General features: G+C 69.3%; 20 protein-coding genes. 19 read left to right on the plus strand and 1 reads right to left on the minus strand.

The window, feature by feature from the left end:
- The first annotated feature begins 14 nt into the window (after positions 1-14).
- Complete coding sequence (locus EV378_RS17270) at positions 15-1256, plus strand: NAD(P)/FAD-dependent oxidoreductase (RefSeq protein WP_132426612.1); 1242 nt, start codon at positions 15-17, stop codon at positions 1254-1256.
- A 400-nt stretch (positions 1257-1656) separates the two neighbouring features.
- On the plus strand, positions 1657-3084 hold the full coding sequence (locus tag EV378_RS17275; RefSeq protein ID WP_132426615.1) for an aldehyde dehydrogenase family protein: 1428 nt from the start codon (positions 1657-1659) through the stop codon (positions 3082-3084).
- A gap of 74 nt (positions 3085-3158) precedes the next feature.
- Here EV378_RS17275 and EV378_RS17280 read toward each other — a convergent pair whose 3' ends face one another.
- Positions 3159-4310, minus strand: coding sequence for a CaiB/BaiF CoA transferase family protein (locus EV378_RS17280; protein ID WP_132426618.1), 1152 nt, complete (start codon positions 4308-4310; stop codon positions 3159-3161).
- A gap of 387 nt (positions 4311-4697) precedes the next feature.
- On the opposite strand from EV378_RS17280, the gene EV378_RS17285 reads away from it, so the two are divergent.
- The 17 genes from EV378_RS17285 to EV378_RS17365 all read left to right on the plus strand — a co-directional run bounded on the left by EV378_RS17285 (position 4698) and on the right by EV378_RS17365 (position 22010).
- Entirely contained in the window at positions 4698-5153 is a 456-nt protein-coding gene (locus EV378_RS17285; RefSeq protein WP_132426621.1) for a cupin domain-containing protein, read from the plus strand.
- Between the two features lies 1 nt (position 5154).
- Positions 5155-5670, plus strand: a complete 516-nt coding sequence (locus EV378_RS17290) for a pyridoxamine 5'-phosphate oxidase family protein (protein WP_132426624.1) — start codon at positions 5155-5157, stop codon at positions 5668-5670.
- Complete coding sequence (locus EV378_RS17295) at positions 5667-6446, plus strand: glutamine amidotransferase (protein WP_207908695.1); 780 nt, start codon at positions 5667-5669, stop codon at positions 6444-6446. Before EV378_RS17290 ends, EV378_RS17295 begins: the two co-directional genes overlap by 4 nt.
- Before the next feature lie 304 nt (positions 6447-6750).
- Positions 6751-7755, plus strand: coding sequence for a LacI family DNA-binding transcriptional regulator (locus tag EV378_RS17300; RefSeq protein ID WP_132428048.1), 1005 nt, complete (start codon positions 6751-6753; stop codon positions 7753-7755).
- Positions 7752-8690 (plus strand): ribokinase, encoded by a 939-nt coding sequence (locus EV378_RS17305; RefSeq protein WP_132426627.1) that lies wholly within the window; start codon positions 7752-7754, stop codon positions 8688-8690. The genes EV378_RS17300 and EV378_RS17305 overlap by 4 nt, the downstream gene beginning before the upstream one ends.
- A 444-nt stretch (positions 8691-9134) precedes the next feature.
- Positions 9135-10595: a nicotinate phosphoribosyltransferase gene (locus EV378_RS17310; RefSeq protein WP_132426630.1), complete on the plus strand. Its 1461-nt coding sequence runs from the start codon at positions 9135-9137 to the stop codon at positions 10593-10595.
- A gap of 124 nt (positions 10596-10719) precedes the next feature.
- Positions 10720-11376, plus strand: a complete 657-nt coding sequence (locus EV378_RS17315; RefSeq protein WP_132426633.1) for an HAD family hydrolase — start codon at positions 10720-10722, stop codon at positions 11374-11376.
- Positions 11373-12410 (plus strand): ribose-phosphate diphosphokinase, encoded by a 1038-nt coding sequence (locus tag EV378_RS17320; RefSeq protein WP_243653514.1) that lies wholly within the window; start codon positions 11373-11375, stop codon positions 12408-12410. The genes EV378_RS17315 and EV378_RS17320 overlap by 4 nt, the downstream gene beginning before the upstream one ends.
- A gap of 108 nt (positions 12411-12518) precedes the next feature.
- Positions 12519-13583, plus strand: coding sequence for a TIGR03557 family F420-dependent LLM class oxidoreductase (locus EV378_RS17325; RefSeq protein WP_132426636.1), 1065 nt, complete (start codon positions 12519-12521; stop codon positions 13581-13583).
- Entirely contained in the window at positions 13580-15091 is a 1512-nt protein-coding gene (locus EV378_RS17330; protein WP_132426639.1) for an aldehyde dehydrogenase family protein, read from the plus strand. Before EV378_RS17325 ends, EV378_RS17330 begins: the two co-directional genes overlap by 4 nt.
- 38 nt (positions 15092-15129) lie before the next feature.
- Entirely contained in the window at positions 15130-16299 is a 1170-nt protein-coding gene (locus EV378_RS17335) for an acyl-CoA dehydrogenase family protein (protein WP_341540430.1), read from the plus strand.
- Positions 16296-16991, plus strand: coding sequence for an LOG family protein (locus EV378_RS17340; RefSeq protein ID WP_165922319.1), 696 nt, complete (start codon positions 16296-16298; stop codon positions 16989-16991). Before EV378_RS17335 ends, EV378_RS17340 begins: the two co-directional genes overlap by 4 nt.
- A gap of 303 nt (positions 16992-17294) precedes the next feature.
- Entirely contained in the window at positions 17295-18272 is a 978-nt protein-coding gene (locus EV378_RS17345; RefSeq protein ID WP_132426642.1) for an AraC family transcriptional regulator, read from the plus strand.
- Positions 18273-18413: 141 nt separating this feature from the next.
- Positions 18414-19433 carry a DJ-1/PfpI family protein gene (locus EV378_RS17350; RefSeq protein WP_132426645.1) on the plus strand — a complete coding sequence of 340 codons (1020 nt, stop codon included), beginning with the start codon at positions 18414-18416 and terminating at the stop codon, positions 19431-19433.
- Positions 19434-19535: 102 nt separating this feature from the next.
- The gene (locus EV378_RS17355; RefSeq protein WP_243653515.1) at positions 19536-19988 is read left to right on the plus strand and encodes an ester cyclase; all 453 of its coding nucleotides are present in this window, start codon (positions 19536-19538) and stop codon (positions 19986-19988) included.
- Entirely contained in the window at positions 19985-20464 is a 480-nt protein-coding gene (locus EV378_RS17360) for a nuclear transport factor 2 family protein (protein WP_132426651.1), read from the plus strand. Before EV378_RS17355 ends, EV378_RS17360 begins: the two co-directional genes overlap by 4 nt.
- A 16-nt stretch (positions 20465-20480) precedes the next feature.
- The gene (locus EV378_RS17365) at positions 20481-22010 is read left to right on the plus strand and encodes a ferritin family protein (protein ID WP_132426654.1); all 1530 of its coding nucleotides are present in this window, start codon (positions 20481-20483) and stop codon (positions 22008-22010) included.

A 22010-nucleotide genomic window follows, 5' to 3' on the forward strand; every position in this document is an offset into this window, starting at 1 on the left:
GAGGAAAGGTCGACATGCTGCACGACAACGGGCACGGCGTAGTGGTCGTCGGCGCCTCAGTCGCCGGCGTTCACGCGGCCGAAGCTCTGCGCGACAACGCCTACAGCGGCCCGATCACCGTCCTTGACGCGGAACCCGGCCCCGCGTCCTACGACCGCCCGCCGCTGTCCAAACAGCTACTGCTCGGCGAGTGGGACCTCCCGCGGGCAGCTCTCCGAGCACCCGCGGCGCTTGCCGACCGGCACATCGACACCCGCTACGGAGTACACGCCGTCGGCCTCGACGTCGATGCGGCGACTGTTCACACCTCACACGGGCCGCAACCGTTCGACGGCCTCATCATCGCCACAGGTGCCACCCCGCGGCGTCTGCCCGGCGTGGCCCCGATGGCCGGTCTTCATGGGCTGCGAACGGCGAGCGAGTGTCTCGCACTGCGCGCCGACTTCGAGCGCGGAGCGGAACTCGTGATTGTGGGGGCCGGCTTCATCGGGATGGAGGTCGCCGCCGCGGCGCGCGCCATGGGCGTTTCGGTCACAGTCGTGGACACCCTCGACGCGCCGATGGCCGGCCAGCTCGGGCGCGAGCTCGGACAACAGCTGCAGCGGCTCCACGAGGGACACGGCGTGCGCTTCCTGCTCGGCCGGGGCGTCACGTCCGTTCGTGGTGTCGATCGCGTCGAGTCCGTCGAACTCGACGACGGAACGGTGCTGCGGGCCGACGTGGTGCTCGTCGGCATCGGCGCGCGACCCGTGACCGACTGGCTCAGCCGTAGTGGCCTCGACACCTCCGATGGCCTGATCTGTGATCGCCGCCTGTTCGCGGCTCCGCAGATCGTCGGCGCCGGTGACGTCGTGAACTGGCACAACCCACGTTACGACCGGCGAATGCGGATCGAGCACTGGACCACGGCCATGGAACATGGCGCCGTGGCCGCGGGGAACCTTCTCGGTGACGCCGACGAGCACCGTGACGCCGACCTGGTGCCGTACTTCTGGTCCGACCAATACGGTGTGCGAATCCAGCAGGCGGGCATCACCGGTGCCACCACACGGGTCGTGCGAGGAGACCCCGACACGGTCGTCGTCCTGTCGGGGGACGCCGATCTGCTAACGGGAGTGATCGCTGTCGGCGCCGACCGAGCCTTCGTCCGGGCACGACGTCTTCTCCGGAAACCGTGCACGCTCGATGATGCCGAGGACGCCGTCGCCTCGCTTCTCGCCCGAGGAGGCGTGGGATCTGAGCCGTCTCGGCGATGACCTCGCAAGCGCCTGAGCAGCGCGATTTCTGGCCGCTCGGGTTGCCACCGAGGGCCCGAGAACCCGCAAGTATCAGGGCCGAACGGCAGATCGCCGTCGCGGCCCGTTCCCGTGCCGGCGCCACCAGCCGCAGACCCGGGCGGCTCGGCGGGTCCGCCGGCCGGCGTCGAGCGCGGCAGCGCCCTGCACAGAGCCGACCGCGCCGCCCCGTGCCGCCTGCCCGCCCACTTGACCCTCGGACCGCAGCCCGCTACAAACGTTTATAGTCCGACGGCGAGGTCGAGCCGATGGCGATCGCCCGGTCGACTCGCAACAACTCGCTCCAGTTCACGGTGAACCCATCACTACCTGGAGCTTCACTGCGATCACATGGTCAACGGCTACAGAGGCAGGGAGCCTGATGCAGAACGCGGATCGTTTCTACATCGACGGTGAGTGGATCAGCCCGCACTCGTCGGACAGCACGGCGGTGATCGATCCGTCGACCGAGCAGGCCGTGGCAACGGTCGCGCTGGGAGACAAGCAGGACGTCGACCGGGCGGTCGCCGCGGCGCGGCGTGCGTTCCCGTCCTTCTCGACGACGTCGGTCGAGGACCGGATCGCGCTGCTGGAGCGGATCATCGAGGTCTACCAGTCGCGGAGCGACGACCTGGCCCAGGTCCTGATGACCGAGATGGGCGCTCCGACCACACTGGCGCACACCGCTCAGGTCGGCGCGGGGCTCGGCCAGTTCGCGTCGGCGTTGGACGCGCTGAAGAACTTCGAGTTCGAGGAGCAGCGTGGTTCCACGATGGTCCGGCACGAGCCGATCGGGGTGTGCGGGCTGATCACGCCCTGGAACTGGCCCGCGCTGCTGATCGGCGCCAAGGTCGCGCCCGCTCTGGCCGCCGGGTGCACGGTGGTGCTGAAGCCGTCGGAACTCGCGCCGGTCAGCGCCGTGATCATCACCGAGATCCTGCACGATGCCGGCGTGCCCGCCGGCGTGTTCAACCTGGTGCACGGTGACGGACCGACGGTCGGCTCCGCGATCACCGCCCACCCGGACGTGGACATGGTGTCGTTCACGGGCTCGACCCGCGCGGGGGTGCAGGTCGCCGAGAACGCGGCACCCACCGTCAAGCGGGTGGCCCAGGAGCTCGGCGGCAAGTCGGCCAACATCCTGCTCGACGACGCCGACCTCACGACGGCGATTCCTCGGGACATGAACGACGCCTGCGCGAACTCGGGCCAGTCCTGCAACGCCGGTACCCGCTTCCTGGTCCCGGAGACCAAGCGCAGCGAGGCCGAGAAGATCGCGAAGGGCGCAGCCGAGGCGATCGTGGTCGGTCCGCCGACGGAGGAGGGAACCCAGATCGGTCCGCTGATCTCGCAGGCCGCCTACGACAAGGTGCAGCGTCTGATCGAGCGGGCCCTCGACCAGGGCGCGACGCTGGTGACCGGCGGGCTCGGGCGTCCCGAGGGGCTCGAGAGCGGGTACTACGTCCGGCCCACGGTGCTCACCGACGTCACCAACGACATGGAGATCGCCCAGGAGGAGATCTTCGGCCCGGTGATCACGCTGATCTCCTACACCGACGAGGACCACGCGGTGCAGATCGCGAACGACACGATCTACGGCCTGTCCGGGTTCGTGTCGTCGGCCGACATCGACCACGCGCGCGCGGTGGCACGTCGGATGCGCACCGGCATGGTGCACCTCAACGGGAACGGGCTGGACTTCGCCGGATCGTTCGGCGGGTACAAGCAGTCCGGCAACGGCCGGGAGTACTCCGACTTCGGGCTCCGGGAGTTCCTTGAGGTGAAGTCGATCTTCGGGTACCAGACGTAAGCCCTTGCCGGACACGGGCGCCTGCACGCGCGGCGGCCGTGTCCGGCCGGCTCGTCCCCTCGGCGGCGAGCGTGTCAGCCCGGTGCGGGGTCGAGCCGGTCGATCGGCGGCGCCAGCGGTGGCGGCGCGGTGCGGTAGGTCGGCGGAGTCAGCGACAGACCGATCGGGTTGCGGGTGACGGTCACCGACGAGTGCGGGCCACGTGGCAGGTCGACGGTGGGGGACAGACCGAGCCGGGTGGCGAGCTCGAACGCACCGGCGATGTCGTTGACCACCCCGGCGGGCACGCCGGCCGAGGTCAGGTCCCGCGCCCATTCGGCAGCCGGTCGCCGACGCAGCAGCGAACAGAGCTCCTTGCGCAGCGCCTCGCGGTGGGCCACCCGGACCGGGTTCGTGGCGAACCTCGTGTCCTCGGCCAGGTGTGGCGCGCCGACGGTGTGGCACAGCAGCCGGAACTGTCGGTCGTTGCCCACCGCGACGGCGAGCTCGCGATCCGCGCACTCGAGCAGCTCGTACGGGGCGATGCTGGGGTGGTTGTTCCCGAGCCGCCCCGGGACGATCTTGCCGGAGGTGTAGGCGGTGCCCTGGTTGGTCAGTGCGGCCAGCAGCGAGGACAGCAGGTCCACCTCGACCCGCTGGCCGTGTCCGGTCCGCTCGCGGTACTGCAGCGCGGAGAGGATGCCGACGCCGGCGAACAGGCCGGCCAGGACGTCGACGAGCGCCACGCCGACCTTCTGCGGGGCACCGTCGGGTTCGCCGGTGATGCTCATCAGTCCGCCGAGCGCCTGCACGAGCAGGTCGTAGCCCGGCAGGTCCGCGCCGCCGTGGCGGCCGAACCCGGTCACCGAGCAGTAGACGAGCCGGGGGTTGGCGGCGCAGAGCTCGTCCGCGCCGAGGCCGAGACGGTCCATCACGCCGGCGCGGAAGTTCTCCACGACCACGTCGCAGTCCTGCGCGATGCTGCGCGCGCGAGCGAGGCCGCGGGGGCTGGCCAGGTCGATGGCCACGCTGGTCTTGTTGCGGTTGACCGACTGGAAGTAGGTGGACTCGCCCGTCGCGTCGTAGGGAGGACCCCAGGATCGGGTCTCGTCGCCGATGCCGGGGCGCTCGACTTTGATCACCTCGGCGCCCAGATCGGCGAGCATCATGGTGGCGAACGGCCCCGCGAGAACCCGGGAGAAGTCGAGCACCCGCAGGTGCTCGAGAGCCGATGAACCCGTCTGCAACTCATCACCTCAGAAACGTTTCGAAACCAGTTCGTTCGTCACGCCAACAGCCCGGCCGTGCTGGCCGGCAAGCTCCCGCGGGCAGCCGTCGCGCCGTACTGGGAGTCGCGCGTCATGGCCTCTCACCGGCCACGACAGCGTTCTCGGTCGGGCCAGGTCAGCCGGGTCCACGTATGATGCATGGCGGCACAGGCCGGAGATGAAGGGGCGTCGATCGAGCCGTTCACTCTTGACTGTACCCGCCAGTCGGACGCTATCATAGAAACGAATCAAGTCGCTGAGAACGTCCTCCCAGCAGGGCTCGGCGAGCTGAGATCCCACGCGTGACGGCTGCCCGGTCGCGGGCCGCTCGTCATCGTCCACCGCGACCGGGAAGGACCAAGACCTGTGCCGGACTACGACCCACACGCGCCGAACGCACGGCGCTACCCACGGGTGATCGTGCCCGACGAGATCGACAAGATGCCGCGGCTGACCTTCAACACCGGCATCACGACGAACATCTTCGTCTCCCGTGAGCGCGACGACGCCCGCTACTTCCGCCACGGCTACTGCTACGGCGAGCCCGACCACCTGCCGTACCACTGGGATCAGAAGGACTTCGACGAGTCCCACTACGTCCTCAAGGGACGGATCCACCTGGTGGTCGAGGACGCTGCGGGCCGGACCATCGTGCTCGAGGCCGGCGAGGGCGAGCACATCTACCTGCCCGCGGGCTACAAGTACACGCTCGAGGCCACGGGCGTCGCCTTCACCTTCTTCTGGACCTCGGGACCGTCCCCGAAGGTCGGAGTGGTCGAGGCGGCCGAGTACAGCCGCGAGCTCAAGGCGATGAGGAGCTGACATGGCCGTGACCGCGAGCACCCTGCAGCCGCTGCGTGGCGACAAGCGCTGGGCCTACCTCAGCCGGGCGCGCACGATCCGGATCGCCACCCTCAACGAGGACGGGACGATCTACCTGTCCCCGTTGTGGCTGGTGGTGCACGACAAGAAGATCTACATCCCGATCGACGCGGCCAGCAAGCACGGCGCGAACTTCCGCGCCGGGCGCGCCCTTTCCGCGCTGGTCGACGGCGGCGACGAGTACGCGACGGTCAGCGGCGTGCGGATCAGCGGGACGATGTCGGAGGTCACCGACACCGCACTGGCCGACACGCTGGCGCAGGTGGTGTTCGACAAGTACTTCCACGTCGGTCATCCCTACGCGGACAACTACCTCGAGTTCGGTGAGGTGGCCGGTCGCACCTACTTCGAGCTGGTGCCGGACAAGATGATCGGCTGGGACATGCGGGAGATCACCACGCTGGCGGTCCCGGAGATCCGGACCCTCCCGGCACACGTGGGGGACCGACTGCTGTGACGACGGCGACGCAGAACCACGCTCTGCGTGTGTTGGTCGCGGGCGAGTCCTGGATCAAACACACGACCCACCTCAAAGGCTTCGACCAGTTCCACACCACCGAGTACGAGGAAGGCGCCGGGGAGTTCCTGGCCGCGCTGGATCGCTGCGGTTTCGCGGTCACCTACGTTCGCGCGCACGAGATCTCGGCACGCTTCCCCAAGTCGGCCGAGGAGCTCGACCAGTTCGACGTGGTCGTGCTCTCCGACATCGGGTCCAACTCGTTCCTGCTCCCGGACGAGACCTTCCTGCGGTCCGAGCGCAGCGCGAACAAGCTCGCGGTGCTCGCCGACTGGATCCGCGGCGGCGGCGGGATGGTGATGATCGGCGGCTACATGTCCTTCACCGGGATCGACGGGCGAGCCCGCTACGGGATGAGCCCGCTCGCGCCGGTTCTGCCGGTCACGTTGCTCGACCACGACGATCGGATCGAGGCCCCCGAGGGCATCAAGGCCGAGTTCGACCACCCGGACCACCCGGTGCTCGGCGGCACCCCGGCCGACTGGCCGATGCTGCTCGGCTACAACAAGATCACCTCCCGGCCGGAGGCGACCACGGTCGCACGGTCGGCCGCCGGGGACCCGTTGCTCGTCGCCGGTCAGGCCGGTGACGGCCGCACGGTCGCGTTCGCCTCGGACCTGGCTCCGCACTGGGCCCCGCCCGAGTTCGTGGGATGGGCGCACTACCAGAAGCTCTGGGAGTCGATCCTGAACTGGGCAGCCGGCCGGACGAGCTGACCGGCGGGCCGGCTGACCGGGTCGGGCCGCATCCGCCGCCGGGTCGCGCTCCTCGACGTCGCCACCGCGACGCCACGCGACCCGGCGCCGGCAGCCCGTCGGCGTGGCGCAATAAACGCTTCGAGCTGGGCATCCTCTAGAGTCCAACGGCCGCCCCGCCACAACCGCACACCGCACACCGCACACCGCACCACACTGGAACGTCAGGTGCTCGGGGCTCACCCCATCAACGCGTCCGGCCGACCGTTCGGGCGCCGCAGGCCAGAGGAGTTTGAGCGGCATGACAGCGCGCCGTCGGCCCACGATGAAGGATGTCGCTCGACACGCCGGCGTCTCGGTCAGCACCGTGAGCTACGTCCTCAACGACAGCGGCCCGGTGGCGACGGATCGACGCAACCGCGTCCTGGACGCGATCCGCGTGCTGGAGTACTCGCCCAACGAGTCCGCCCGCAACCTCAAGCGGCGCTCGGCATCGACGATCGGCATGGTCGTTCCGGAACTGGCCAACCAGTTCTTCGCCATGGTGACCGAGGGTGTGCAGCGCGCCGCATCCGCGCGCGACGTCCTCGTCGTGTTGGTCGTGCCCGACGCCAGCCAGCAGCCCGAGGAGAGCCAGACCCGGCTGCTGCGCAGCCAGCGGGTCGATGGCGTGATCTACCTGTCGGGCACCGGAACCGCACCGGCATCGCTCTACGACCTGGCCCGCTCCGGACCGGTGCTGCTGGTCGACGAGCAGATCCCGGGCCTCGAGCTGCCGGCCATCGTGTGCGACTCGCGTCGCGGAGCCCGCGAGGTCGCCGCGCACGTCCTCGAGATGGGGCACCGCCGGCTCGCCGTCATCGGCGGGCCGGCTGCACTGTGGACCTCGCAGCAGCGGCTCGCCGGATACCGGGAGGCGCTCGCGGGCGCCGGGATCGACCCGGACCAGGTGCCGGTCCACAACGGCGACTACCGCCAGGCCTCCGGGTCCAAGCTGGCCCGCCAGGCACTCTGCGAGACCAGCGGGCCGCGACCGACCGCGCTGCTGTGCGCCAACGACCTGATGGCGATCGGGGCGATCGAGGCGTGCCGTGAGCTCGGCCTTCGCGTGCCGCAGGACGTCAGCATCGTCGGCTTCGACGACCTTCCGCTGTCCTCCCTGCTCACCCCGCGCCTGACCAGCGTGCGTCAACCGGCCCACGACATGGGTTTCCAGGCCGGGTCCGCCCTGCTCGACCAGCTCGAGGGCACCACCGTCGAGCCGATCCCGCCGCTGCCGGTGTCGGTCGAGCTCCGCGACTCGGTCTGCCCCCCACAGGAGGAGACGTGACGCCCAAGGTCATCGTCGTGGGAGCGGTGAACGTCGACATGGTCGTCACCGCCCCCACGCTTCCTCGTGCCGGTGAGACCGTGGTCGGCCCGGGCGTCGAACGCCATGGCGGCGGCAAGGGCGCCAACGCGGCCGTCGCCGCGTCCCGCGCCGGCGCCACCGTCCACTATCTCGGTGCCGTCGGAGACGACGACCTCGGTCGCACCGCGCTCGCGGAACTGTCCACCGAGAACGTGATCGTCGACGACGTCGAGGTCATCGGCCGGTGCTCGACCGGCGTCGCTCTGATCGTCGTGGACGACGCCGGTGAGAACCAGATCGCCGTCGGCGGCGGCGCGAACATCCGACTCTCGGTCGACCGCCTGCGCGCCGGGCTCGTCGCGAGCCTGCCCGAAACCGACTGTGTGCTGGTCTCGACCGAGATCCCCGACGACGCCGTGGTGACGGCGGTGGAGCTCGCCACCGCGGCCGGGGTGCGCTGCCTGCTCAACCCCGCGCCCGTCATCCCGGCCGTTCACCGCCTCATCGATCGCGGCGCGATCCTGACCCCGAACCGGGGCGAACTCGCCGCGCTCGTCGACCCCTCCGCCGCCACCGGCGCCCCGACCACGGACCAGGCCATCGAGCACGCACGGGCGCTCAATGCCCGCTCCCGGGCGCCGGTCGTCGTGACCCTCGGCGGGGACGGGGCGCTGCTCGTCGACCCGGACGGCGGCGCCGAGCACGTCGCCGCCCTGCCGGCCACGGTTCGCGACACCACCGGCGCCGGTGACACCTTCAACGGTGTCCTCGCCGCCACGCTCGCCAGCGGCACCTCGCTGCGCGAGGCCGTGACCGACGCGAACACGGCCGCCGCCCTGTCGGTGGCCCGGCTCGGGGCGCGTGCGGGGATGCCGACAGCGGCCGAGCTCGACCTGGCGCGCGCCCGAACCTGACCCCCAGCCCGACCCGCGTCCTCACCTCCGGGGACGCGGTACACCCGTTCCTCCGGTAGAAAGGGTTCTATCTCCCAGCGAAGTGCGGCCCTGTCCAACCTGGACACACGGCCCACTCCGCCGACGATCAGACTGGGTAACCCCTGGCTACTGGTCCTCTGAAGTGCACGAACGTCTGACACGGCGAGCAGCGGCATGATCGCCGCCGGCTACCGCGCAGGCGAACGGAGCAAACTGGATCGCTCAGATGAGTTGACGGTCACACTAGAATCGTTAAAATTGTGTTGCTCCGTAGCCCTACCTCTGGCGGACGCCGGAATCGATCCCCCAGGGTGTTCAGGGCGTGGGCCGCAGCGGTCCGCACATGTCAGGACCGAGCTCGATGCCCTCCCGGGCACCGCGGCTCCCAGTAGAAACGACTCACGTGGAAGGTGAGCCAACCCGATGGGCTACCTCGACAACCTGATCATCAACACCGACAACTACAAGCACTGCCACTACCCGCTCTACCCGCCGGGCACCGAGTACGTCTCGAGCTACATCGAGTCCCGCGGCGGCGAGTGGCCAGTGACCCAGTTCGTCGGGTTGCAGGCCTACCTGCGCGAGTACCTGATGCGCCCGATCACCCTCGAGGACATCGACGAGGCCGAGTTCGTCGTGCGCGAGCAGGGCATGCACTTCAACCGGGACAACTGGCTCGGCATCCTCAACGACCACGGCGGATACCTCCCGGTGGAGATCGAGGCGGTTCCCGAGGGCACCGTCCTGCCGGCGCGCAACGTGCTCGTCCAGGTGATCAATACCGACCCCAAGTACTTCTGGGCGACCAGCTTCTTCGAGACCGCGCTGCTGCGCGCCGTCTGGTACCCGACCACGATCGGCACCGTCAGCTGGCTGTCCAAGATGGTCATCAAGGAGGCGCTCGAGCGCACATCGGACAACCCGCAGCTGATCCGCAACACCCTGCATGACTACGGCGCCCGCGGGGTCAGCTCCCAGCAGTCCGCCGCGCTCGGCGGGCTCGCCCACCTGGTCAACTTCGACCAGAGTGACACGGTCCCCGGGATCCTGGCCGCCAAGCACTTCTACAACGCAGGCAAGGTCTCCAACTCCGGACCGAACTCCGAGCACGCCGGGTTCTGCGCCTGGGGCCGCGACCACGAGGCCGACGCGCTGCGCAACATGCTCAACGTCTACGCCAAGGAGGGCTGTGCCCTCCTGCTGACCGACACCTACGACCACGAGAACTGCGTCAAGAACATCCTCGGCGGGGAGCTCAAGGAGCAGATCCGCAACTTCCCCGGCCTCGTCGGCGCCCGGCCCGACTCCGGCGACATCGTCCAGGTCACATCGGACACCACCGAGTGGCTCATGGACGCGTTCGGCTACGAGGTCAACAGCAAGGGCTTCAAGATCCTGCCGCCGTTCATCCGCGTCGTGCAGGGCGACGGCGTGAACTTCCACAGCCTGCCCCAGGTCTACATGGAGATGGAGCGCCGCGGGCTGGCCGCCGACAACGCCGTGTTCGGTATGGGCGGCGGGCTGCTGCAGCACTGGAACCGCGACACCATGAACTTCGGGCAGAAGGCCAGCGCAGCGATGGTCAACGGCGAGTGGCGCGATATCGCCAAATCGCCGACCGGTGCCGGGTTCAAGGTCTCCAAGGCCGGCCGGCTCGCCCTGAAGTACGAGAACGGGAACTACGTGACAGTCCCGAAGGGCTCGATCCCCGAGTCCGAGAACGTGCTCCAGCCGGTCTTCCGTGACGGCAAGCTGCTCAAGAAGTGGGACTTCACCGAGCTCATCGCGAACGCCGAGCGAGAGGTCCCGGAGTCCTACTACATCGAGCACGTCGGTCAGATGCGGACCGTCGCCCCGGAACAGGCCGTCACCGTCCCGGCCTGAGCCGGTGCCACGTCGTCCAGGTCGCGGTCGATCGCTCCTCCCCCGGCCGCGACCTGGACGACGGCTCGGCCCGCGACAGGCAGAACGCCGAACGCGCACCTCGACATCCAGGGAGCCCGCACCCATGACCGGCCTGCACGTGTTCGATATGGACGGCACGTTGCTGCGCGGCGCAGCCTCGGTGGAGCTGTCCCGTCACCTCGGCACCTTCGACGAGGCGAACGCGATCGAGAACGGCTGGGTACGCGGCGAGATCACCGAGACCGGCTTCTGGGAGCGGATGCTCCCGCTCTGGTCGGCCGCGTCCGAGGCCGACATCGACGACGCGTTCGCCCACGCAGCCTGGATCGACGGGGTACGGGAGGTCTTCGCCGACATCGCCCGGCGCGGCGAGCACAGCATCGTCATCTCGCAGTCACCCCACTTCTTCGTCGAGCGCCTGCAGCGGTGGGGAGCCCACCGCACGTTCGGATCGCAGGTCGGACCCCACATGCGCGCCGAGGAGTGGTCGCTGCTGACCCAGCAGCACAAGGTCGACATCACCCTGTCGGTCCTCGACGAGCTCGGCATCGACGAGTCCCGCTGCCTCGCCTACGGCGACTCCACCTCCGACGTGCTGCTGTTCGAGCACCTCCACAACACCGTCGGGGTGAACAGCAACGGCTCACTGCGGTCCAGCGCGACGGTCGTCTACGACGGCGACGACATCCGGGAGGCCTACGCCCTGGGCCGCTCCCTGTGGGAACGATCCGCCACCACCTGTTCGGAGTCCACGTCATGACCACCGAGACGACGGCGGGGAAGTCCTCCACCTCACCCACCACCGCGACCAGCCTCCCGCTCGGCTACAACAAGCGACTCATGCTGTTCAGCGGCAGATCCAACCCGGCGCTCGCGAAGGAGATCAGCAGCCAGCTCGGCGTCGATCTCGGTCCGGTCACCCTCAAGACCTTCTCCAATGACGAGGTCTACTGCCGTTTCGACGATTCGATCCGGGGTGCGGACGTCTTTCTGATCCAGCCCATGTGCAGCAATCCTGAAGAGGGGTTGAACGCCAACGACTCCCTTGTCGAACTGCTCGTCATGATCGATGCCGCGGTCGGGGCGAGCGCGCACCGGGTCATCGCTGTGACGCCGTGGTACGGATATTCGAGACAGGACAAGAAGTCGGCTCCACGCGAACCGATCTCGGCGCGGCTGGTCGCCCGGATGCTGGAATCCGCCGGAGTGGATCGCATCCTGACGATGGACCTGCACGCCGGGCAACTCCAGGGGTTCTCCCAGCGCCCGGTCGACCACATGACCGCGCTGATGATGCTGGCCGATCACTTCGCCGCACTCGAGGACGAGCTGGTCGTGGTCGCCCCCGACGCCGGACGCGTCAAGCTGAACAAGCAGTTCGCGACCCGGGTCGGCGCCGATCTGGCGATCCTGGACAAGGACCGGCCGGAACAGCAGGTCGCCGAGATCGGGCACGTCATCGGCAACGTGGCCGGCAAGACCGCGATCATCGTCGACGACATCATCGACACCGCAGGCACGTTGCGCGCGGCCGGCGAGGCAGTCATGCGGGCCGGCGCGTCCCGCGTGTTCGCCGCCGCCACCCACGCCGTGTTCAGCGGACGCGCCTTCGAGAACCTGCGAGCTGCGCCGTTCGAGCGCATCGTCGTCACCGACACGATCCCGCTCCGGCCGGGGGCCCCGGACAACGTCCACGTCGTCTCGTGCGCTCCATTGCTCGCCCATTCGATACGGAGCATCTTCACCGACGACTCGGTCAGCGAGGTGTTCGGCGGGAAGAACCACGTGTTCTGACCGCATTCCGTGAACTGAACCCGAGATCGCCCGGACCGGGCGCGAGAGGCCCGCACGCCGATGCGGTAGCACCATGACTTCTGCGCGAGCAGTTGACGAAGGAGAGCAATGAGCGGCACGGACGGTTCGACGACGACACCGCCGATCACCATCGGCTACAAGGCATCGGCCGAGCAGTTCGGCTCGGTCGAGCTGGTGGAGTTCGCCGCCGAGGCCGAGCACCGCGGCCTCGACCTCATCGCCACCTCCGATCACTTCCAGCCCTGGCGCCACCACGGCGGGCACGCCCCGAACGCGCTGACGTGGCTGGGCGCGGTCGGCTCCCGCACCCGCCGCGCTGTGCTGGCCACCAGCGTGCTCACGCCCACGCTGCGCTACCACCCGTCGATCGTCGCGCAGGCGTTCGGCACCCTGGGCATGCTCTGTCCCGGTCGGGTCGTTCTCGGGATCGGCTCCGGTGAGGCGATGAACGAGACGCCGGCGACCGGGCAGGAGTTCCCCGGCGCCAAGGAACGCCGGATGCGGCTGGCGGAGTCGATCACGCTGATGCGCCGGTTGTGGAGCGAGGAACGGGTCGACTTCGAGGGCCGGTACTACCGGACCGAGAAGGCGACCGTCTACGAGCGGCCCGAGACACCCATCCCGATCTACGTCGCGGCGTCCGGGCCGCTGGCGGCCAAGCTCGCCGGCCGGGTCGGGGACGGGTTCATCTGCACCAGCGGGAAGGATCCCGAGCTCTACCGGACGCTGCTGGGCAACGTCGCCGAGGGCGCGACCTCGGCGGGCCGGCACCCCGCATCGCTGCGCCGCATGATCGAGATCAAGGTGTCCTACGACCGCGACCTGGCCACCGCCTACGAAGCGTGTCGCTGGTGGGCGGCGCTGGCACTGAGCTCGGAGCAGAAGACCGGGGTCGAGGACCCCCTGGAGATGGAACGCCTCGCCGACGCCAACGCCGACCGCGCCCACACCCGGTTCATCGTCTCCGACGACCCGCAGCAGGTCATCGACCGGATCGGGACCTACCTCGACCTCGGATTCACCGACCTCGTCCTGCACGGGCCCGGTGGTGACCAGCGCCGCTTCCTCGAGCAGTTCTGCACCGACGTCCTGCCAGGGCTGCGCGAGCGGGCCCGCACGGCCACCCCGGTAGCACTGGAGACCGCGCCATGACCGGGCCGCCCACCACCGACGGACACGTCGACGCCGGTCACGACGACACGGAGCAGACGCTGCGTCATCTCGTGGCCGGCCGCTGGGTCACCGGCACCGGCGCCGACATCGTCGACACGAACCCGGCCCGGCCGTCCGAGGTCGTCGCGCGCGGGCAGCTCGTCGGTACCGACGAGGTCGACACCGCAGTCGCCGCGGCCGCCGCCGTGTCCAAGCAGTGGGCCTCGACCCCGTTCCCGGAACGCGGCGATGTCCTCCGTCGCAGCGCCGAGATCCTCGCGGCCCGAGCCGGGGACTGGGGCCGTGAACTCGCCAGGGAGGAGGGCAAGACCCTCGCCGAGGGCGTCGGGGAGGTCCGCCGCGCCGCCGAGGTGTTCCGGTTCTTCGCCTCGGAGTCCCAGCGCCCGGTCGGCGAGGTGTACGCCTCGCCGCGCCGCCACGAACAGATCCAGCTGGTGCACCGGCCGGTCGGGCCGGTCGCGGTGATCACGCCGTTCAACTTCCCGATCGCGATCCCGGCCTGGAAGATCGCGCCCGCGCTGGCGTTCGGGAACCCCGTCGTCTGGAAGCCGGCCGCCGACGTACCGCTGCTGGCGATGCGCCTGGCCGAGGCCCTGGTCGAGGGCGGGCTACCCGACGGCGTTCTGTCACTTCTGATCGGCGACGGCACCGCGGGCGCGCGCCTGGTCGAGCACGCCCGGATCGAACGGGTCTCGTTCACCGGCTCGACAGCGGTGGGACGCGCGCTGATCGAACGCTGCGGGACGCTCGCCCGCCCGATCCAGACCGAGATGGGCGGCAAGAACGCCGCCGCGGTACTCACCGACGCCGACCTCGACCTCGCGGTCGCCGAGGTCGCGGCCGGGGCGTTCCGCTCGACCGGGCAGAAATGCACCGCCACCTCGCGTGTCGTGGTCACCGACGCCGTCGCCGACGAGTTCGTGCGCCGGCTCTGCGAGCACACCTCGGCCCTGCGGGTGGGCGACCCCGTCGACGAGTCCGTGCAGATCGGGCCGCTGGTGTCGGCTCAGGCACGCGACCGCGTGCGCGACGCGGTCGACACCGCGACGCAGCGGCCGGCCGTGCAGCTGCTCACCGGCGGCGGCGCCTACGACGACGACCGTGCCGCCGGAGCCTTCCTCGCCCCGGCCGTCGTCGAGCTGGGCGGCGGCGATCCGCTCTGGCGCGACGAGGTCTTCGGCCCGGTGCTCGCCGTTCGCCGCGTACCCGACGACCACACCGCCCTCGAGCTCGTCAACGACACCGTCTACGGGCTCTCGGCCGCCGTGTTCACCGACAACCTGCGCGCGGTCACCCAGGCCGTCGAGTCCCTCGACGTCGGGATCCTGCACATCAACTCCGAGACCGCCGGCGCCGACCCGCACGTCCCCTTCGGCGGCAGCAAGCACAGCGGCTTCGGGCCCAAGGAGCAGGGCCGCGCCGCCCGCGAGTTCTTCACCACCACGACCACCGTCTACCTCAAGCCGTCACGCCCACTCGTGACCTGACCCGTGCGGCGCCGCCCGCGCACCGCCGAGGAGAACCCATGGCGCCCATGTCCGACCCGCTGGACCTGCTCGACGTCTCGACGCTGCTCAGCGAGGACGAACGTGACATCCAGGCCACCGTCCGCGCGTTCGTCGACGACCGGGTCCGCCCCGACATCGGCGACGCCTTCGAGAACGCGCAGTTCGCCCGCGAGCTGATCCCCGAACTCGGCAAGATGGGCCTGCTGGGCATGCACCTCGAGGGCTACGGCTGCGCCGGGACCAACGCGGTCAGCTACGGGCTGGCCTGCCTGGAGCTCGAAGCACTCGACTCCGGCCTGCGCAGCTTCGTGTCGGTGCAGGGATCGCTGTCGATGTTCTCCATCTGGCGGTGGGGCTCCGACGAGCAGAAGCAGGAGTGGCTGCCCCGGCTGGCCGCCGGCGAGGCCGTCGGTTGCTTCGGGCTCACCGAGCCCGACTTCGGGTCGAACCCCGCCGGCATGCGGACCCGCGCGGTCCGCGACGGTTCGGACTGGGTGCTCAACGGCGGCAAGATGTGGATCACCAACGGCGGGATCGCCGACGTGGCCACCGTCTGGGCCCAGACCGCGGACGGGATCCGCGGCTTCCTGGTGCCACGAGACACCCCCGGGTTCAGCACCACCGACATCAAGCACAAGCTGTCGCTGCGCGCCTCGATCACCTCCGAGCTGGCCTTCGACGACGTCCGCCTGCCCGCCTCGGCGCAACTGCCAGAGGCCCGCGGGCTCAAGGGCCCGCTGTCGTGCCTCAACGAGGCCCGCTTCGGGATCCTGTTCGGTGCGGTGGGTGCGGCCCGCGACTGCCTGCAGACCGCACTGAACTATGCGGACTCCCGGATCCAGTTCGACAAGCCGATCAGCGGTTTCCAGCTCACCCAGAAGAAGCTCGCCGACATGGCGGTCTCGCTGAACACCGCCATGCTGCTCGCCCTGCACCTGGGCCGGCTCAAGGACCAGCACGCGCTGCGCCCCGAGCAGGTCAGTGTCGGGAAGCTGAACAACGTGCGCGAAGCGATCGCGATCGCCCGCGAGTGCCGCACCATCCTCGGCGGCAGCGGGATCTCACTGGAGTACTCGCCGCTGCGGCACGCGAACAACCTCGAGTCCGTGCTGACCTACGAAGGCACCAGCGAGGTCCACACCCTGGCCATCGGCCACGCCCTCACGGGACAGGCGGCCTACCGATGACCGCCCCGACGACCCCGCCGGAGCCGTCCCCGCTGCACACCGTCTGTGTGTTCTGCGGCTCGAACCCCGGTCGCACGCCCGGCTACCTGCAGCGGGTCGAAGAGCTCGCCGTGCTCCTCGCCGAGTCGGGCATCCGCATCGTCTACGGCGGCGCCAAGGTCGGCACGATGGGCGCGCTCGCCGACGCCGCGCTACGCGCAGGCGGCGAGGTCATCGGCGTCATCCCCTCCCATCACATGGGCGACGAGATCTCCCACCAGGGGCTGACCGAGCTCCGTGTCGTCGAGTCGATGCACGAGCGCAAGGCCGCGATGAGCGACCTCGCCGACGGCTTCGTGGCCCTGCCCGGCGGTCTCGGCACGCTCGAGGAGTTCGCCGAGATCGTCACCTGGTCCCAGCTGGGCATCCACCGGAAGCCGACCGGCCTGCTCAACACCGACGGCTACTACGACCACCTGCTGGCCTTCCTCGACCACGCCGTCGACGAGCTGTTCCTGCGCCCCGACGACCGTGCCCTCGTGCTCGCCGACACCGACGTTCCCGGCCTCATCGACCAGATGCAGCGCTGGAGCCCCGCCACCGAGCAACGCTGGCGATCGTTCACCGACGACGACAGCGCCGAGCCCACCACCACATCCGCTACTCCGCATCCACGACCCGCATCGGCAGACAGGTCCGCACACACGGCTTGATCCGGCGTCCGCGAGGCGAGATCACGTGATCCGGAGGGGCTTCCGGCCGGTGGTCGCGCTCGTTCCTGATCCGACAGACCCACGCGTCTACCAGCGATTTCAAGCCCACGGGCGTGCCATCGCGCCCCGATCGCTCGGGTAGCTGCGGGCCGGTGTCGTTGTCGGGATACACCACGCAGTTGTCGGATTCGAAGAGGCGCGTTGACACCGCTGGACGTGACTCGGAACACTCCAGAGCACATCATTTGGCCGGACAAAAGCCGGACCGCTCGGACGAGCGGGACCGTCGGATGAGGGGCGTCGATGCCGTCACTGGAGTTGCCCGCGGAGGAGCGCCTGCGGGCGGGCGACCTCATCGCTCGGCTCAACGACATGGCGACCGCGGTCGGCCCCAATGACTGTCACTGGCCGGGCCTGACCGCCTACCGGTTCACCTCCCCGCAGTCCGCCCAGTGGGCCGAGGTCCACTCGCTGTCGCTGTGCTGTGTCCTGCAGGGACGCAAGCGTGTCACCGTCGACGGCGAGGAGTATCTCTACGATCCGTTCAACTACCTCCTGTTCACACGAGGGATGAGCTTCGAGGCCGATATTCTGGAAGCAAGCCCCCAGATGCCGTTCCTTTCCTTTGTCCTGCAGATCGATCCGACGGTCGTCCGGGCCGTCTCCGTCGATATGGCGCAGCGCAGGACAACTCCGTTCAGTCGTCCGTCGAATCCCGGCACGCCGAAAGCAGCCTACGTCTCCCCGCTGGAACAGAACCTGCTCGGCGCGGTGCTGCGATTCTTCGGGACTCTCAACTCGGAGACCGATCGTCGGGTCCTCGCGCCGATGTACCTGCAGGAGATCACCTACCGGCTCCTGCAGGCCGATCAGTGCGTGCGGCTTCTCGCGGCCGCACACACCGAGAACGAGCGCAACCCCGTCACGGAGCTGATCCGGCACGTCCGCGCCCGTCTCGGCGAGCCGCTCACGGTCGCCGACATGGCCCATGCGGTCTGCCTGAGCCCGACGGCACTGACCAACGTCTTCACCGAGGCGACCGGTATGGGTCCCTACCAGTTCGTCAAGAAGATGCGCCTCGACCGCGCCAGCGTCCTGCTGCTCGAGCAGGAGATGAACGTCAGCGAAGTCGCGAAACAGGTCGGCTACGCCAGCGTGTCGCACTTCATCTGCGAGTTCAAACGGTACTTCGGGACCACGCCGCGGCACTACCGCGAGGCACAACGCGAACGCGTGGGCCTCGGGTTCGCATCGGCAACCGAACGCCGATCCCACGGGTAGACCGTTCCGTTCCCGGTAACCCAGAACGATCACCGGGTCAATCGAATCCGATACTTTCGGCGGCGATACCGGCTACATGCCGGGCAATTTCGCGGCTAGTTTTGACTTTCCCGAAAACCGCAGCCTCAACGAGGAGTGGGTATGCCACGTCTGTTGTTCCTGGTATCCGGTGCGCGCGAGCTGCCGCTCGCGGACGGGTCGATGCACGAGACCGGGTACTTCGCCGAGGAGGCGCTGACCCCCTACGAGCGGTTCGTCGAGGCAGGCGTGGACATCGACGTCGCGACCCCGGACGGCCGCGCGCCGCACGCCGACCCGTACGGCCTCGAGCCGATCTTCCACTACCCGGACGAGGACGAGGACTTCCTGGCCTCGATCACCCGGACGTTCGCCCACGACGTCGATGACATCCGGCTCACGCTGCGCCACCTGACGGAGATCGGGCTGATCGCCGCCCGGCGCGTCCACCTGGCCCTCGTCGAGGCCGGCGTCACCCCCGAGCAGGCCCGCGACCAGGTGGCGCGCGCGGCGCGCACCGCGTGGGACACCGACCGGAACTTCCTGGACGTCCTCGACGAGACCGGCGACGGCGCGCCGCTCGACCGGGCGGCCCTGGACCGGGCCTACACCGCGGTCGTCGAGGACAGCCGACGGGAGTCCGAGCGAGTGGCCGCGACCCTGGCCGCGAACCCCGGATTCCAGCAGCCCACCTCGCTCGCCGCGCTGTCCGACGAGCAGCTGGCCGGCTACGACGCGGTGTTCGCACCCGGTGGCCACGGTCCGATGGTCGACCTCGCCGACAACCCGGACGTCACGCGGCTGCTGCGGATCCTGCACCAGAAGCGGGCACCGATCGCCTCGCTGTGCCACGGCCCGGCGCTACTCCTCGCGGCGCCGGCGAACCTCGACGGCCAGTGGATCTTCGACGGCTACCGGGTCACCGCATTCACCGACGAGGAGGAGTACCAGACCCCGCCGGGCAAGCTCGGCATGCCATGGCTGCTCGAAGCGTCCCTGCGCAACGCGGGCGCGGTCTTCGACGACGCGCGGGCCGCGTGGACCTCCCACGTGGTCGTCGACCGCAACGTGATCACGGCGCAGAACCCCAACTCGGCCGACGCCGTCGCCGATGCCGTGCTCAAGGCCCTCGACGTCCTCTAGAGGCCCGCCATGACCACCACACGTTCCTGGTGGAGCCGGCTGCTCGGCTCCCACACATCCGAACCGACGGCCCCACCACGATCCCCCGAGGAGCAGGTAGCGGTGACAGCGTCCGACTCAGCCGCAGGTGCGGCGACAACGTTCTGGAGCGGCATCCGAGCCGGCGACCTCGACGCGGCGTTCGCGGTCGTGGACCCCGCCGCCGAGGTCCGGATCGGCCCGGCCGGCGTGCTCGGCGACGCCACTCACGCCCGCGCGTTCTTCGCCGAGACCCTGACCGCATTCCCCGACCTGCGGATCACCGAGAAGTCCTCGCTGACCGGCGACGACGGCACCACCGTCACCGAGATCAAGGTCGAGGGCACCCAGGCCGCGCCGTATCTCGGGGCCCTGAACCAGGAGAAGCACCTCGACGTCGACCAGGTGTGGTTCCTGCGCACCGAAGCCGGGCGCGTCCGAGGCATCTCCGCGTACTGGTGCCAGAACCAGCTCTACCGACGGTTGGCCGTCAAGCGGCTCGACCAGGTCGCGATCGTCGCAGGAGGGACGACATGACCGAGACACTGACCGCCCACCACCAGTCACCGACCGCCGGAGCGTCCGACGTCGTGACCAGGTTCTTCGGGGCCTATCGCGACCATGACGTCGAGGCGATGGTCGCGCTCTGCGCCGAGACCGCCTCCCTCGAGTACGTCCCGTTCGAGCTCTGGGGCCGGCAACGCGTGCTGCGCGGCGCCGGGACGGTCGCGACCGTCGGCAAGCCGCTGTGGGTCGGCCTCATCCAGGCGTTCCCCGACCTGAGCAACACGGTCCGCTCCGTCACCGCCGACGGCCACGGCAACGTCGCCGCGGAGGTGGTGATCGGCGGCACCCAGGCACGACCGTGGGGAACCATCGGCAACCAGGGCCGGAGCTTCTCCGAGCCGCACGCCTTCGTGTTCCACGTCACCGACGGGCTGATCGACCACATCGCCGCCTACTGGGACGGCGCCGGCATCGCCCGACAACTCGGCCACCTCGAAGTCGACTGAGAAGGACGGACACCCGATGACGCTGATGAAGCGCGAAGAGTGGCAGGACATCGTCAGGGACGTCGACTGGACGTTCGGCTACGTCACTGACGACGCCGTGTTCCCGGACTGGCTCTCCGGCACCGGCAAGGTCCCCCGCGGGGCGTGGGCGCAGTGGGAGGAGAGCTACAAGGTCTCCTACCCCGAGTACGTCGCGACGCAGCGGGAGAAGGAGAGTTCCGCCTACGCGGTCAAGGCCGCTCTGCAGCGGTCGAAGACCTTCGAGCACCTCGACGAGGGCTGGAAGTCGTCGACGAAGATGCACTTCGGCGGGGTCTCGCTGGTCGAGTACGCCGGTCTGCTCGGCGAGCTCAAGATGGCGCGGTTCGGGCTCAGCCCGGCCTGGCGGAACATGGCCGTCTTCGGCGCGCTGGACGAGATGCGCCACGCCCAGATCACGCTGTTCTTCGGCCACGAGTTCGTGGCCAAGGACCCGCAGTACGACTGGTCGCAGAAGGCGTTCCACACCAACGACTGGGTGTCGATCTCGCTGCGCAGCCTGTTCGACTCGATGATCATCGGGGCGGACGCGGTCGACCTGGCGATCCAGCTGCCCATGACGTTCGAGACCGGCTTCACGAACCTGCAGTTCGTGGCCCTGTCCTCGGACGCCCTCGAAGCAGGCGACATCAACTTCGCCAACATGATCAGCTCGATCCAGACCGACGAGGCCCGCCACGCCCAGCAGGGCGGGCCGACCCTGGAGCTGCTCGTCGAGCACGACCCGGTGCGGGCGCAGTGGACGATCGACAAGTTCTTCTGGCTGTCCGCCCGCGCGTTCGCCGCCCTCACCGGGCCCGCGATGGACTACTACACCCCCGTCGAACACCGGAAGCAGTCCTACCGGGAGTTCATGGAGGAGTGGATCATCGATCAGTTCGTGCGGACGATCGAGGACTACGGCCTGCGCAAGCCCTGGTACTGGGACGAGTTCATGCAGGGCCTCGACACCTGGCACCACGCCCTGCACCTCGGGCTCTGGTTCTGGCGACCGACGCTGTGGTGGAAACCGGCCGGCGGCGTCGACGCCGAGTCGCGCGAGTGGCTGCGGGAGAAGTACCCGAACTGGGACGCCGTCTACGGCGACAAGTGGGCGGTCATCGCCGAGAACGTCAACGCCGGCAACATGGAGGCCACGCTCCCGGAGACCCTCCCGTGGCTGTGCAACATGTGCCACCTCCCGGCGTGCAACGCCACCTACGGTCGGGACGGCAAGTGGCGGGTCCGCAACCACTCGCTCAAGCACAACGGGACGACGTACCACTTCTGCACGAAGGGCTGCCGGCAGATCTGGTGGGAGGACCGCGACGCGGTCAACCACACCACGGTCGTCGAACGCTTCCTCGCAGGCGAGATCCAGCCCATGGACGTGCCCGGCATCCTCGGCTGGATGGGGCTCACCCCGGACGTGATGGGCGACGACGCCCACGGCTACGCCTGGGCGAAGTCCTTCGGCCCGGTTACCGAGAACGAGTCCGGCCTCGCCGTCGTGGGCGGGGGGCAGTGA

Origin of the sequence: Pseudonocardia endophytica (assembly GCF_004339565.1) — a bacterium.
GTDB classification, from domain to species: Bacteria; Actinomycetota; Actinomycetes; order Mycobacteriales; family Pseudonocardiaceae; genus Pseudonocardia; species Pseudonocardia endophytica.

Coding starts and splice junctions, on each gene's coding strand:
- EV378_RS17330 (WP_132426639.1), top strand. CDS start 13,580: ATGACCGGGCCGCCCACCACCGACGGACACGTCGACGCCGGTCACGAC.
- EV378_RS17350 (WP_132426645.1), top strand. CDS start 18,414: ATGCCACGTCTGTTGTTCCTGGTATCCGGTGCGCGCGAGCTGCCGCTC.
- EV378_RS17310 (WP_132426630.1), top strand. CDS start 9,135: ATGGGCTACCTCGACAACCTGATCATCAACACCGACAACTACAAGCAC.
- EV378_RS17360 (WP_132426651.1), top strand. CDS start 19,985: ATGACCGAGACACTGACCGCCCACCACCAGTCACCGACCGCCGGAGCG.
- EV378_RS17300 (WP_132428048.1), top strand. CDS start 6,751: ATGAAGGATGTCGCTCGACACGCCGGCGTCTCGGTCAGCACCGTGAGC.
- EV378_RS17365 (WP_132426654.1), top strand. CDS start 20,481: ATGACGCTGATGAAGCGCGAAGAGTGGCAGGACATCGTCAGGGACGTC.
- EV378_RS17335 (WP_341540430.1), top strand. CDS start 15,130: ATGGCGCCCATGTCCGACCCGCTGGACCTGCTCGACGTCTCGACGCTG.
- EV378_RS17270 (WP_132426612.1), top strand. CDS start 15: ATGCTGCACGACAACGGGCACGGCGTAGTGGTCGTCGGCGCCTCAGTC.
- EV378_RS17290 (WP_132426624.1), top strand. CDS start 5,155: ATGGCCGTGACCGCGAGCACCCTGCAGCCGCTGCGTGGCGACAAGCGC.
- EV378_RS17315 (WP_132426633.1), top strand. CDS start 10,720: ATGACCGGCCTGCACGTGTTCGATATGGACGGCACGTTGCTGCGCGGC.
- EV378_RS17340 (WP_165922319.1), top strand. CDS start 16,296: ATGACCGCCCCGACGACCCCGCCGGAGCCGTCCCCGCTGCACACCGTC.
- EV378_RS17320 (WP_243653514.1), top strand. CDS start 11,373: ATGACCACCGAGACGACGGCGGGGAAGTCCTCCACCTCACCCACCACC.
- EV378_RS17325 (WP_132426636.1), top strand. CDS start 12,519: ATGAGCGGCACGGACGGTTCGACGACGACACCGCCGATCACCATCGGC.
- EV378_RS17345 (WP_132426642.1), top strand. CDS start 17,295: ATGCCGTCACTGGAGTTGCCCGCGGAGGAGCGCCTGCGGGCGGGCGAC.
- EV378_RS17275 (WP_132426615.1), top strand. CDS start 1,657: ATGCAGAACGCGGATCGTTTCTACATCGACGGTGAGTGGATCAGCCCG.